Raw genomic sequence first — 12,905 nt, forward strand, 5'->3', positions numbered from 1 at the left:
TTAGTTCCACAATTTTACACTTGGCAAAGTAGAATAAAGATAGGACGGTTTCAAAGTAAAAAAAGCTGGTGTAATAAGGTGGCACAAATTTCTATGAGGTGGTTGAGGAAAACCCCCACCGTTAAATTAACCGACAATACCCGCTTAATCTTTATCGATATCCTGAAAGGAAAATACCGCAGCTCCGCAATTCAGTCTTGGCAGGAAGCGGCATTGCTGTTAGGTTTGAATGAATATGCTAAAACTTCGAATGATATCGCAATACAGAAAGAAATTGCAAATTTCATTCAGACTAAAACGGACCGTTCAGGCGCATGGATAGAAAAACCAATGGCTTCTGATCATGCGATACTGGCTTACGCTTTTTTAAATATGGATTTTATCGACCATGCAATATATAAACCCGCGTTTGATGAAACCTACGGAATGATTCTTTCCTTAAAAGGAGAAGACGGAACAGCAGCATATAAAAATCACAAAAAAGATTTTAGATTCGTGGACACCATTGGGTTTATATGCCCTTTTTTAGTAACCTACGGTTTAAAGTTCAATATTCCTGAAGCAGTTGATTTAGGAATAAACCAAATTTTGGAATATCAGAAATATGGCATGATGCCTCATGAAAATATTCCCTGTCATACCTATCATGTGGCAACAAAAATCCCGACAGGCCTCTTTGGCTGGGGCAGAGGTTTAGGATGGTGGGTCATCGGACTGGCCGATTCATGGCAGGCTCTGCCAGAAAACCATGCTGCGAAAAAGCATTTGGAACAGCTGATGATGAAAACCGCCCGGTCTGTAGTGAAATTTCAGGAAGCTAGTGGTGCCTTCCATTGGTTGCTTTTTGACCCGGCCTCACGGCTGGATTCTTCTACTGTGGCCACATTAGCATGGTTCTATTCAGTCGGAGAAGCCATTCCCGAAATTGCCGATGAATGCCATGTGGGAAAGGAAAAAGCACTTAACTACCTGCAGTCGGTCACCCGCAGAAACGGTGCTGTCGATTTTTCGCAAGGTGACACAAAAGGCATTGGTGTTTATTCCCAGAATTTCGATCTGTTACCATTTACACAGGGGTTCGTTTTAAGAACAATAAATCTTTAATTTATGCTCTTTAACTCCTTTACTTTCGCACTATTTCTCCCTATTGTTTTCATTCTCTACTGGTTTGTAACCAATAGAAGTCTGAAATTACAGAACCTGTTGCTGTTATTTGCCAGCTATTATTTTTATGCGAACTGGGACTGGCGGTTTATGTTTCTGCTTATTTTTTCGACATTTTTAGATTATTATACGGGTCTGAAGATGTACCATAGCGCGAACGCGTCTAAAAGAAAATTTTGGCTATGGCTTAGCATAGGTATCAATTTAGGTTTCCTCGGAATTTTTAAATACTATAATTTCTTTGCTGAATCTTTTGCCGAATTATTTCAGCATTTGGGATTTACAGTTCATCCATGGACTTTAAAAGTCATTTTACCCGTCGGGATTTCGTTCTATACTTTCCATGGTCTTTCCTATGTAATCGATATTTATAAAAAAAGAATTCCGGCAGAACGAAATATCGTTGATTATTCGGTCTTTGTGAGTTTCTTTCCTTTATTGGTGGCGGGACCAATAGAGCGGGCTACCCATCTTTTGCCGCAGATCAAAAGAAAAAGGATCTTCAATTATGCACAGGCGGCGGACGGTTTAAGACAAATCCTCTGGGGGCTTTTTATGAAAGTGGTGGTAGCCGATAATTGTGCAATTGTTGTAAACGAAGTATTTAAGAATCAGGATCAATACAATGCGCCTTCTCTTATTACAGCTGCCGTTTTCTTCGCTTTTCAGATTTATGGCGATTTCTCTGGATACTCCAATATCGCCCTCGGCAGTGCCAAATTATTCGGGATCGATTTACTCAAGAATTTTGCTTTTCCCTACTTTTCCAGAGATATTGCAGAGTTTTGGAGAAGATGGCATATCTCACTTTCAAGCTGGTTTAAAGATTATCTTTATATTCCTTTAGGTGGAAGCAGGGGTGGCCAATTGATGGTCGTCAGAAATACCTTCATTATCTTTTTGGTAAGCGGTTTTTGGCATGGTGCCAATTGGACGTTTATTATTTGGGGCTTATTAAACGCACTGTATATCATGCCTTTAATTCTATTCAAACTTAACAGGAAAAACACCAACGCGGTTGCGGAGCTTAGGGTATTTCCCAATATGAAAGAGCTTTTACAGATGCTCTTTACTTTTGCCATTACGGTGATTGCGTGGGTGTTTTTCAGATCCGAGACCGTGGCGGGAGCTTTTAACTATTTGGGAAGAATTGCAGATTTAGGAAATTATGCATTGCCCCAGATTGATTTAAAACCTTTTATCTTTATCTTTATTTTAATCATCGTCGAATGGCTGCAAAGGACCAAACAGCACGGTTTGCAAATAAGTCATCTCAAAAGTGCAGCGGTCCGGTGGTCTATTTATGCAGTTTTGCTCTTATTACTATTAATTTTCGGAGCCAATTCTGATTCATTCATTTACTTTCAGTTCTAATGAAAAAATTTCTCCTAAAAATCATTTTGTTTTCTATCTTGTCGGCAGCAGGTTTGTCTTTGATATTAATCAAGTACGGAGCTTATGTGGACTATTTTTATGAAAAATTCACCGTGCCTGAACAGAGCTCAATGATATTGGGGGATTCGAGAAGCATGCAGGGGATACAGCCGCAGATTATCAATCACGAATTAAAGGATTCCGGTTATGCACTCCCGATGTTTAACTACAGCTTTACCGTCGCCCAGATCAACTATGGCAAACCTTTAACCGAAAGTGTAAAGCGAAAACTGAAATCCACCAAAAATGGTCTCTTTATTTTAACGGTAAATCCCTGGCTTTTTACAGAAAGAGAAGGAGATGATTTGAAAAATGGTATTTACTCAGAGAAAAATGTACCCCCCAACAACATGCATTTTGTAAACGTAAATCCTAATTTTGAATATTTTATAAGAAATTTTAGGTATTTTCATTTTCGGACGATTATAAGGCAAACGGCGAAACTTCATAAAGACGGCTGGATGGAGGAAAGTAATCTTCCTAAAGATGAACAAACCTTAAGCGAATGGAAAGATCAGCAAGTAGTCCTTTACAATGATTTTTCCAAGAAATGGAAAATATCATTCCAAAGAATAAAGGATATGGAGGATTTGATTGGTTTTTTACAAAGTAATGGGCGTGTAATTGTTGTGCGAATGCCCGTGGATAAAAAAATACTAATGGTAGAAAATGATTTTTGGCAAAATTTTGACAAGGAAATGAATTTCGTGGCCTTGCGGAATAAGGTCAAGTATTTTAACTTTTCAAAAAGTAATAAGTACCAGACTTACGATGGCAACCATATTGATAAATATGGGGGTGTGGTTTTTACTAAAGAATTGTGTGACTCAATAAGAGCAACAAATTAAAAGCTGATGATACAGGTGTCGGATGAAAATAATCCTATATTTAAACAGTCCGGTGCCATCTAATTACGATCTATGAAAATCCTCTATATTACCAACGGCATCAACGGCGCAGGCGGACTCGAAAGGGTTCTGTCGGTGAAGGCTTCCTATTTGGCTGACCAATACGGTTATGATGTAATTATTGCGACGCTTAATGAAGAATATCATCATCCGTTCTATCCCTTCAGTGCTTCAGTGCATTTTGAGACATTCGGAGCAGGAGGAAGTGGTTTGAGTTATGTTCTGAATTACTGCAAAGCGGTCAAACAGCTGGTCAGGGAGGTGCAACCTGATGTGATTTCGGTCTGTGATGACGGTCTCAAAGGGTTTTTTATCCCGAGAATCATCGGCAAGAAATTTACCGTTATCTACGAAAGACACGCTTCTGTAATGCTTAATGATTCGGCGGTCTCCCATCAGATCATGAAATGGCTGGCTCGGGATTTTCAGAAACTGGTGGTTTTGACAAAAGGCAATTTACAGGAATGGCCTGCTGGAAATCTGCAAGTGATTCCGAATCCGGTGTCATTTTATCCAGGGGGATCATCATCGTTGGAAAATAAAAGAATAATCGCAGTCGGAAGCCATTCCTACAATAAAGGCTATGACCGGCTTCTGGAAGTCTGGAAAAAAACAGCGGATCTTTATCCGGACTGGTCTCTTGAGATTTACGGAAAAAGCAGTGGTAACCATGAATATGAAAATCTCGCTGCCTCGATGAAACTGAAGAATATCAGTTTTTATGCCCCGGTTGACAATATTCAGGAAAAATATCAGGAAGCGGATATCTTTGTGCTTCCCTCCAGATCCGAAGGTTTCGGAATGGTTCTTATCGAAGCGATGGCATGTGGTCTTCCCGTAGTAAGCTTCGACTGTCCGCACGGGCCGGCCGATATTATTACCACCGGCCAAGACGGTTTTCTCGTGGAAAACGGCAATATTGAAGAATTTGCAGACCGCCTTCAGCGGTTGATGAACGATGGTGAACTTCGGAAGAAAATGGGAAGGGCAGGACGGGAACAGGTGAAGAAATACTTGCCGGAAGTGGTGATGAAAGAGTGGGATGCTTTGTTTCGAAACTTGGTTAAAAAAGAAAATCCAAGCCTTTTACCCCGACCCTAAAGGGAGTGCTTTGGATTTTCTTTTATTGTGTAAAGAAAACTTCTGAATGGTGAAAAGAAATTTCCCACCTTTTAGGAGCGGGCAAAGAAAATTTCCATTATTTTTGTCAATTATCAACCTTGAGTCAGTGAAAATCCTCTACCTTACCGATCAGACTTATCTCCACGGCGGCATTGAAAAGGTGCTGTCACAGAAAGCCAGTTACTTTTCGGATGTGGATGGAGACGAAGTGACCATTGTGACCTATAACCAACAAGGTCATAAGCCGGTATATCCTTTCAGTAAAAAAATTAAGCAGATTGATCTAGGAATCAATTATGTAGAAGGCATCAGCTATTTTCACCCCACGAATTTAAAAAAGATTCCAAAGCATCGATATACCCTGAAAAAAGTACTTAAGGAAATTCAACCCGAGGTGGTCATCAGCTGCAGCTTCGGACCCGATTTTTATTTCATACCGTTTTTCCAGAAGCAGATTCCAAAAATTAAAGAATTTCACAGCACCAGACATTTTATCAATTACAATTCAGCCAAAGAACGTATTTTGAAGTATCTTTCAGATTATGCAGAAAAGCATTACGATAAAATTGTGCTGCTTAATGAGGATGAAACAAATTATTATAAATCGGATAATTTAATTATAATCCCGAATCCAACCGAGACGGATGATAGAACCTGTAGTCTTTCAGCAAAAAAAATTATTGCGGCAGGAAGGATTTCTTTTCAGAAAAATTTTGAAGACTTGGTACAAGTTTTTGACTTGCTTAAGAGTGATTTTCCTGATTGGGAGGTTCATATTTACGGTGACGATTATCTAGGTCGAAGGGCGGAAATTCAATCGCAAATTAATGAACTTGGTTTAGAGCGGAATATTTTTTTCAAAGGGGTAACTGAAGACTTGAAAGAAACTTTTCTTGATTACAGCATTTATGCTATGACTTCTAACCATGAAACTTTCCCAATGGTCTTGCTAGAAGCGTTGGCTGTAGGTTTACCCATTGTTTCTTATGACTGTCCAACAGGTCCTAATAGAATTGTTATAGACAAATCCGATGGGTTTATCGTTCCATATAAAAATTCTGCTATTTTTGCTGAGCAACTAAAACAATTGATGACGGATGAAAGCAGAAGAAAAGAAATGGGTGCACAGGCAAAAATAAATGCCCGCCGCTTTGAAATTTCAAAAGTGATGACCCAGTGGAAAGACCTTTTCCGGAACCTGCTGTCTTTTCAACCACAAACTTAACCTTAACCTCATTCTCTTTTGTTCGACTGGATTCCTATAAGCAGTTATACTGCGGTTTACTATAATATCCTGATGATGCTGATGCTCATCACGCTGTTTCATGCCTATCAGAATGATTTTTTTACGGACGGAACAAAACGGTTTGCTTCCGGGAGCGGCTACCTCCTGCTTTTTTTTGGTATATTTTACGTAGGTACACGCCCTGTGTCCGAGATTTTTGTGGATATGATGAATTACAGCTTGATATACAATAGGGTTGTAGCCGGTGAAAAACCCATCATTAAAAACGATTATCTCTTTAATTATTTCATGGTTTTCTGTACCAAACTGATGAGCGACCGATCTTTTTTCTTTTTGTGTAACTTGATCTATGCCATACCCTGTTATATTTTCTCTAAAAAGTACAGTGGCTCCTATTGGTATTATGTCTTTTTTATTTTTTTAGGGTCTTTTATGTACTGGCCTTTCGCTACCAACGGCATCCGTAATGGCCTTGGCACAGCAATTTTTATTTTTGGACTGTGTTTTTATGAGCGTAAAATACCAATGTATGCCTTAATGGCCGTGGCATTTGGAATGCACAACTCGCTGATCATCCCTATTGCCGGATTTGTCATAGCCGGAATATATAAAAATCCCAAAATCTATCTATATATCTGGCTGGCTGCGATCCCTCTTTCTTTGATCGGTGGTGGCTTCTGGGAAAGCCTTTTTGGGGGGTTAGGTTTTGGCGATGATACCCGTGCTGCTGACTATCTGACCAAGGGAAACGTAAACAAGGACACCTTTGCGTATACCGGTTTCCGCTGGGATTTCTTGTTTTATTCCTCCTTTGCGGTTTTTGCCGGCTGGTATTTTATCTTCAAAAAGAACATTACCGATAAATTTTATATTCATTTGTGGGGGACCTATATGATTGCCAATGCCTTCTGGATTTTGGTCATCCGCGCCAACTTTTCCAACCGTTTTGCCTATCTGTCTTGGTTTCTCATGGCACCGGTGATTGCTTATCCTCTTTTGAGGTATAAAATGTTTCCTAACCAATACAGGGTAGTGGGTGTGGTCATTGCGATTTATTATTTATTTACTTACTTTATGTTTTTAAGAGGTTAAGAATGGATAAAGTGAGTATCGTCATTCCCTGTTACAATGTTGAACTTTTTGTGGAAAAGTGTCTTGACAGTATCATACAGCAAAGCTATAAAAATTTAGAGATTATCTGTATTAACGACGGTTCTTCGGACGGTACCGCAGGTTTACTCGCTAAATATCAGCGCAAAGATTCAAGAATCCATATTATTACCCAGCAAAATAAAGGCCTGTCAGAAACCCGAAATATTGGTATTGACAAGGCTACCGGTGAATATCTGATGTTTGTGGACGGTGACGACTGGCTCGAAAAAGATGCAGTTGAAAAAGCATTTGCAAAAGGGTATGACCTGATCTGCTTTTCCTACGACCGTGTTTTCAGAGAATGGAGAGAGCCCCGCATTTTTAATTGGTCGGGAGTTTTCGGGCCGGGAGAAGTACAGCGACGGATTGTAGGGCTAATAGGTCGAGAACTGCAGGATCCCACACAGGCAAATTCAATGGTAACAGTTTGGGGCAAAATTTATTTAACGGATATCATTAGAAAGAATGATATTAAATTCATAAGTACAGCGGAAATTGGTTCCGCTGAAGATGCTTTATTTAATCTGCATTACCTTAATTTTTGCATAGGCAAAGTGAAAGTTATTGATTCACCGTTTTACAATTATAGAAAAGATAATTCTTTTTCATTTACTTCAACTTATAAACCCCAGCTGTTTGATCAGTGGAAGGTTCTCCACAAGAAAATAGCTGAAATAGTTTTGGGTAAAGGGCCGGATTTTGAAAAAGCCTACCACAGCAGGATCGCATTAAGTTTGATAGGGTTGGGCTTGAACGAGATAGAAAGTAAAGAGGATGCCAAGAAAATAACGAAGAGAATAGCTGTTATTCTTAATCAGCCGGAATATATTCTGGCATATCAAAATCTGGAATATAAATATTTACCGCCACATTGGCATTTATTGTTTAGGTTGGCTAAGAAACGCAATGCAACCGGAGTATATTTAATGATGAAATTAATGAGTTTCCTTTGGAAGCGCAAGAATAGGTAAGATGGATCTTTCAGTAATTATACCGGTTTACAATGTTGAGAAGTTTCTCGCTAAATGTTTAGATTCAGTTCTTAACACCTTCTGGAATGGAGTTACTATAGAAATACTGCTCGTGAATGATGGATCGCCCGACGGCAGTTTAGCAATTGCTGAAAAATACCAACAGGAGCACCGCGAAATTAAAATTATCTCACAGGAAAACAAAGGCTTGGGCGGTGCAAGAAATACAGGTATAAAAAATGCTTCGGGAAATTATCTGTTTTTCCTGGATGCTGATGATTATCTGATAAACGATCAATTGACAGTCTTAGTTAAAGAAGCTGTGCATAGTGATCTGGATATTTTAGAATTCGGCGCAAAAAGAGTTGACCTGAATGGAAATGTTATAGATGAGATTTTTCAGTATCTACCTACTCAGGTGCTCAGTGCAGAACAGTACTTAATGCAAATTGATTTTGCCAACTCCGCATGTAATAAATTGTATAAAAGAGATTTTTTATTACAGAATAACATTACGTTTTTTGAGAAAACATGGATTGAAGATGCGCCCTTTAATATTGAAGCCATTTCTAAAGCATCAAAAGTAAAAGCCGCTTCCAATATACCGGTGGCTTACCTTCAAAACCCAGACTCCATAACTCGAGGTACAAGGGCTTTGTCTGCTCAGAGAAAATTTATTGAAGACAGCATCAAAGTCACTGCATATATTGATAGGTTTAGTAATTTCCATACTTTACAGGCTGCGAATTTGAAAATACAGAACAGAGTGGCTACATTTGTTGCAGGTATTTTGCTCTACATTTTAAAATGTGATTGTACAAAAAAAGATAAAATTGGTTACGTACATCAACTTTCAAAGCAAAATTTATATCCCTGTCATTACAAGTCACCTGTTTTAACAAGAAACATGTTTCTGAGATTTGCAAATAACAGAGTTTTTACAAAGTTGCTGGGTTCTAATTTGCTATCCATTTTTAAATAATGAAAAAACTCTTCCGCATCTCCACTGTTCCTATCTCCCTTAATATTCTGCTGAAGGGGCAGCTGCGCTATCTGCGGCAGTTTTATGACGTGACCGCAATATCGGGGGCAGGGGCCGAACTGGATGAGGTGGAGGAAAGGGAAGGAGTAAAAGTACATCCAATCGCTATGGAGCGCCGGATTTCACCACTGAAAGATGTCATGTCGCTGATCCGGTTATACCGGTACTTTAAGAGAGAAAAACCAGACATCATTCATTCCATTACCCCAAAAGCGGGGCTGCTGTCCATGATTGCTGGCAAATGGGCAGGGGTACCGGTGAGGATGCACACCTTTACAGGACTGATTTTTCCCCATAAGGACGGTCATTTTCAGACATTGCTTATTTGGATGGATCGTCTTTTATGCCGTTATGCGACCCATATTTATCCTGAAGGCAAAGGGGTAAAGGAAGATCTAGAACGATACCGCATTACCAAAAAGCCTCTGAAAATTCTGGCAAACGGAAATGTCAACGGAGTGGATACGGAATATTTCAGCCGGCATGCTGTAGCCGCGGAAAGCGTTGAAACCCTGCGCCATCAGCTTGGAATCAGAGATGATGATTTTGTGTTTGTCTTCGTCGGCCGTCTGGTTCGGGACAAGGGAATTAATGAATTGGTTACCGCTTTTAAAAACCTCGCTTCGGCTCCGCTCAGCGACCATTCTTCGGCAGATATCAGCGATTTGAAACTCCTTCTCGTGGGGCCATTGGAGCAAGACCTTGATCCGCTGCATCCCGAAACTCTTGCCATGATTGAAAGTCATCCTCAAATTATATCCGTAGGTTTTCGTCAGGACGTGAGGCCTTATTTTGGGGTCAGCGATGCGCTGGTATTTCCGAGCTATCGGGAAGGATTTCCGAATGTGGTGCTGCAGGCAGGTGCGATGGATTTGCCTTCTATTGTGACGAACATCAACGGCTGTAATGAGATTATTGAAGAAGGCAAAAACGGAATGGTTATTCCCGTGAAAGACACCGCTGCTCTGCAGCAGGCCATGGAAAATATGATGCGCGATACCGACCTCTACCATTCTATGAAAGTAAACTCCAGACCGCTGATTGAGAGCCGTTACCGGCAGGAAGTGGTTTGGCACGCACTACTGGAGGAATATGACCGGATGAGGGCTTCTGATTTGATAAAGAGGTAGCTTTGCCGCTTTGCTCAGCTATGACTTTCGCCTCCGTCATTGATTATGTTGAATCAGTGATTTTTAAGGGCAGCGGAGTGAAGAATCTTTTTACTGGTATAGATCCCTCGGATCCTCGGGATGACAGCCGCTTCTTGTATAAGATCCCTACGTAGGCCAGGATGATAACTGCGCACTCAGGAATTCCTGTCCTTTATTTGGATAGGGACTGCCTTCAGGAAATACTGACCGTAGAGGAAGAGTAAATCGGTGTATCCTTTTCTGGGTTGAAATGCTGTTTCGATGGTATAGGTGTTTTTTCTGATGCAGTTTGCTTCGTCGAGGGAGATTTTTTTACGCCTGAATTCTCCAGTTTCGAAATTGATCTGTAAGATGATGATGCACAGATCAGTTTTTGTTCCCCTGACCGTGAATTTTATTTCTGTATTATCGCTTACAGCATTAGCGAAGGCTGGGCTTTTGGAATTGTTTGTCAGTGCGCTGCCGGATTGTTTTCCTGAGGATGCGTCCTGAAATTCTTTGGCCGCCGGCATATTTTTTTGTTGAGGTTGCATACCTGTTTGTAAAGTCTGGAATTCATCTTTGAGGGCTTTTACAAGGTGGTTCATGGAATGGAGTGCATGGTTTATACGCAAGGCCTCTATGCCTGCCAAGGTCTTTTTTGGGAGTGCTTTTGATTTTGTGAGGGTTCTTTTTTTAGGGTCAGCACGGAGGAACTGATGACCGTTGCTGGTGTAGTAAATGATTCCGTTTATAGTTCCGGTAAAATTGTTGAAGTTTATGATTTTTGCCATTTTATTGAGGTTGAGGTTGAGGTTGAGGTTGAGGTTGAGGTTGAGGTTGAGGTTGAGGGAGAGGTTAAGGTTGAGGTTGAGGGAGAGGTGTTTTCTTAATAAAAGCCTCCCCTGAGGGAGGCTGATTCCGTTTGTGTTATTTAAATTTCTTTCTGAAACGGATCAGGAGAAATTTCACGGCGAGGGTGAAGAGGTAACTCGAGACTCCTCCGAGACCTGCCAAAATGATGGTTTTGAGGACCTCCCCGCTTTGAATCTGCATCAGGGCGATGAGTGCCATGCCACTGAAAGCACCGATGCGCTGTGAGCTGTCGAAGTACATCATGGCTGTCCTTCGCTGTGTACGGCGGTCTGGCTGATGGCGCTTGCAATTGCGCCCGCTATGGCCAGGTAGCCTGCTGCGGTGATGAGCACTGCCGGCAGTGCCACGGGTGCCGTGAGTACCGCTCCGCTTACGGCGGTGAGGAACAGGCCCGCATTTCTGATTTTGCGGAAGAAGCGCGGGGTGGGTTCCTGCACCCTCTGAATGATGTTTTTCATGACTCAGCGTTTTTAATGGTTAGCGTTATTACGTTGCCATTATCCAGGAGGGGATAAAGGCGGTCTATCATCTTTTCCAAAGCTGCCCTTGACGAGCTGCCTTTTCCTTCACCGGTATGCTGCAGCACCGGCGCTATACATCCTCTGAGCTCTTTTCCGGCATCATTGGCGGCATGGAAAAGGATGTATTTCCTGTCTTTCACCTCCATGACTTCAAAGTGCGCTTTGAATCTGGGGCTGTGGCGCCTTCGTAACCTGTACTGCCCTTCGGGTATGCATGACACCCTCGGCTGGTTATTCTTCCAGGGGAGCTCGACTGTTTTGCAGAGTTCCGTTCCGTTGAAGAGCAGTATCCCATTGGTTCCATTCGGATGGTAGGTTCTGGTCAGCTGAAGTTCCATGCTACGGAGTTCCGGAGATGTTGACAATCTTCAGGGCATTGTAGATGCCGTTCTTCAGCTCGTAGAAAGTACCATTTACTTCCTGATAGAAGTTGATCCCAAACACCAGGAACAGCGGGTTGACGGAGTTTTCCGGCAGGTTGTTGTTGAGCTGGAGGGGTGCGGTCATTACCGTATCGATAGGCTGCACGGGCGTCGCGTTCTTTTCCGAAACAAACGTTCCGCTTTCGAAGTTGATGTCCATGGCTGCGGCCACGATTTTGTAATGTGTGCTTCCTTCCGGCGGTGTCAGGCTTTCTGTGGGAATAAACGGTTGCATTTCTACGACCGCGTCCCCGGTTACCCGGTCAATGGTTGCGGTAAATTGTTCCGAAATCGAGTGTTCCAGTTTGCCATGGATGTTGAAGTCGAATCCGAGCAGCAATTCCACTTCGCCGTCGATGACGTTTCTCTGACCCCGTGGGTTCACCGCATCCATCTGAATTACTTTTACCATTTCTTTGGTGAGTCTGCTGACCATCCGTCGGTCTGCGGAGTTTTTCAGAAGGTTCTGGATTGATGCCCGCAGGAGTTTTCCTGCTTTTCCTGCCCTTCCGAACTCCGCCATGTTTTCGCGGGTTCTCTGGAATCGCGGATCGTTCTGCAGGCGTTCTGCCGTAATTCCTCCTTTTTCTCTGGCCATGTAGCCATCTTTGGTACGATAGAAGGTGATGTCCCCCATACTCCCCTGGAATTTAATAGGGCCTTTTTGTCTTGCCATTGTTTTAAGTTTTAAAAATTAAGATTCAGATGTTGAGGTACACCCGTTAAAACCTGTTGTGATCACGGGGCAAAATTTGGCAATAAAATCAGACAAAGCAAGTGTTCATGCCGGTTTCGACCGTTTTTGCCGATAAAGGCAGTTATTGCCGAAAAGGGCGTTTTCTGCCGAATTTGCCGAAAATGACCGGATTTGCCGATCTCTATTTTAATGCATTCTCATGCTTTATGGTGGGGGATGA

Annotated in this window: 14 protein-coding genes; 9 read left to right on the forward strand and 5 right to left on the reverse strand. The window is 41.8% G+C overall.

Translation table 11 applies throughout. The features are described 5' to 3' along the window. Positions 1-78: 78 nt before the first annotated feature. From ACM44_RS12345 to ACM44_RS12385, 9 genes are all read left to right on the forward strand, one after another. Complete coding sequence (locus ACM44_RS12345) at positions 79-1,104, forward strand: glycoside hydrolase family 88 protein (RefSeq protein WP_206540200.1); 1,026 nt, start codon at positions 79-81, stop codon at positions 1,102-1,104. A gap of 3 nt (positions 1,105-1,107) precedes the next feature. Next, a complete protein-coding gene (locus ACM44_RS12350) occupies positions 1,108-2,538 on the forward strand; it encodes an MBOAT family O-acyltransferase (protein WP_048500362.1) in 1,431 nt (476 codons plus the stop codon). After that, positions 2,538-3,446 carry a hypothetical protein gene (locus ACM44_RS12355; RefSeq protein ID WP_048500363.1) on the forward strand — a complete coding sequence of 303 codons (909 nt, stop codon included), beginning with the start codon at positions 2,538-2,540 and terminating at the stop codon, positions 3,444-3,446. Before ACM44_RS12350 ends, ACM44_RS12355 begins: the two co-directional genes overlap by 1 nt. A 72-nt stretch (positions 3,447-3,518) precedes the next feature. Further along, positions 3,519-4,607 (forward strand): glycosyltransferase family 4 protein, encoded by a 1,089-nt coding sequence (locus ACM44_RS12360; RefSeq protein WP_048500364.1) that lies wholly within the window; start codon positions 3,519-3,521, stop codon positions 4,605-4,607. Between the two features lie 127 nt (positions 4,608-4,734). Beyond that, positions 4,735-5,853, forward strand: coding sequence for a glycosyltransferase family 4 protein (locus ACM44_RS12365; protein WP_160304042.1), 1,119 nt, complete (start codon positions 4,735-4,737; stop codon positions 5,851-5,853). A gap of 81 nt (positions 5,854-5,934) precedes the next feature. Then, entirely contained in the window at positions 5,935-6,966 is a 1,032-nt protein-coding gene (locus ACM44_RS12370; protein ID WP_241477184.1) for an EpsG family protein, read from the forward strand. 2 nt (positions 6,967-6,968) lie between these two features. Next, positions 6,969-7,997, forward strand: a complete 1,029-nt coding sequence (locus ACM44_RS12375) for a glycosyltransferase family 2 protein (RefSeq protein ID WP_048500367.1) — start codon at positions 6,969-6,971, stop codon at positions 7,995-7,997. Between the two features lies 1 nt (position 7,998). Then, positions 7,999-8,979: a glycosyltransferase family 2 protein gene (locus ACM44_RS12380; RefSeq protein WP_048500368.1), complete on the forward strand. Its 981-nt coding sequence runs from the start codon at positions 7,999-8,001 to the stop codon at positions 8,977-8,979. After that, positions 8,979-10,169, forward strand: a complete 1,191-nt coding sequence (locus tag ACM44_RS12385) for a glycosyltransferase family 4 protein (protein WP_048500369.1) — start codon at positions 8,979-8,981, stop codon at positions 10,167-10,169. The genes ACM44_RS12380 and ACM44_RS12385 overlap by 1 nt, the downstream gene beginning before the upstream one ends. Before the next feature lie 176 nt (positions 10,170-10,345). Here ACM44_RS12385 and ACM44_RS12390 read toward each other — a convergent pair whose 3' ends face one another. The 5 genes from ACM44_RS12390 to ACM44_RS12405 form a co-directional block, all read right to left on the reverse strand. Continuing rightward, positions 10,346-10,963, reverse strand: coding sequence for a hypothetical protein (locus tag ACM44_RS12390; RefSeq protein WP_152669357.1), 618 nt, complete (start codon positions 10,961-10,963; stop codon positions 10,346-10,348). A 136-nt stretch (positions 10,964-11,099) separates the two neighbouring features. Further along, complete coding sequence (locus tag ACM44_RS15215; protein ID WP_152669358.1) at positions 11,100-11,288, reverse strand: hypothetical protein; 189 nt, start codon at positions 11,286-11,288, stop codon at positions 11,100-11,102. Further along, a complete protein-coding gene (locus tag ACM44_RS12395; protein WP_048500371.1) occupies positions 11,285-11,503 on the reverse strand; it encodes a hypothetical protein in 219 nt (72 codons plus the stop codon). The genes ACM44_RS15215 and ACM44_RS12395 overlap by 4 nt, the downstream gene beginning before the upstream one ends. Next, positions 11,500-11,904: a DUF5675 family protein gene (locus ACM44_RS12400; protein ID WP_048500372.1), complete on the reverse strand. Its 405-nt coding sequence runs from the start codon at positions 11,902-11,904 to the stop codon at positions 11,500-11,502. Before ACM44_RS12400 ends, ACM44_RS12395 begins: the two co-directional genes overlap by 4 nt. A 1-nt stretch (position 11,905) precedes the next feature. Then, positions 11,906-12,625, reverse strand: coding sequence for a hypothetical protein (locus tag ACM44_RS12405; protein ID WP_316932556.1), 720 nt, complete (start codon positions 12,623-12,625; stop codon positions 11,906-11,908). Between the last annotated feature and the right edge of the window lie 280 nt (positions 12,626-12,905).

The sequence above is a fragment of the Chryseobacterium koreense CCUG 49689 genome (assembly GCF_001045435.1).
Taxonomy (GTDB): Bacteria; Bacteroidota; Bacteroidia; order Flavobacteriales; family Weeksellaceae; genus Kaistella; species Kaistella koreensis.

Coding starts and splice junctions, on each gene's coding strand:
- ACM44_RS12350 (WP_048500362.1), top strand. CDS start 1,108: ATGCTCTTTAACTCCTTTACTTTCGCACTATTTCTCCCTATTGTTTTC.
- ACM44_RS12355 (WP_048500363.1), top strand. CDS start 2,538: ATGAAAAAATTTCTCCTAAAAATCATTTTGTTTTCTATCTTGTCGGCA.
- ACM44_RS12360 (WP_048500364.1), top strand. CDS start 3,519: ATGAAAATCCTCTATATTACCAACGGCATCAACGGCGCAGGCGGACTC.
- ACM44_RS12370 (WP_241477184.1), top strand. CDS start 5,935: ATGCTCATCACGCTGTTTCATGCCTATCAGAATGATTTTTTTACGGAC.
- ACM44_RS12375 (WP_048500367.1), top strand. CDS start 6,969: ATGGATAAAGTGAGTATCGTCATTCCCTGTTACAATGTTGAACTTTTT.
- ACM44_RS12380 (WP_048500368.1), top strand. CDS start 7,999: ATGGATCTTTCAGTAATTATACCGGTTTACAATGTTGAGAAGTTTCTC.
- ACM44_RS12385 (WP_048500369.1), top strand. CDS start 8,979: ATGAAAAAACTCTTCCGCATCTCCACTGTTCCTATCTCCCTTAATATT.
- ACM44_RS12390 (WP_152669357.1), bottom strand. CDS start 10,963: ATGGCAAAAATCATAAACTTCAACAATTTTACCGGAACTATAAACGGA.
- ACM44_RS15215 (WP_152669358.1), bottom strand. CDS start 11,288: ATGATGTACTTCGACAGCTCACAGCGCATCGGTGCTTTCAGTGGCATG.
- ACM44_RS12395 (WP_048500371.1), bottom strand. CDS start 11,503: ATGAAAAACATCATTCAGAGGGTGCAGGAACCCACCCCGCGCTTCTTC.
- ACM44_RS12400 (WP_048500372.1), bottom strand. CDS start 11,904: ATGGAACTTCAGCTGACCAGAACCTACCATCCGAATGGAACCAATGGG.
- ACM44_RS12405 (WP_316932556.1), bottom strand. CDS start 12,625: ATGGGGGACATCACCTTCTATCGTACCAAAGATGGCTACATGGCCAGA.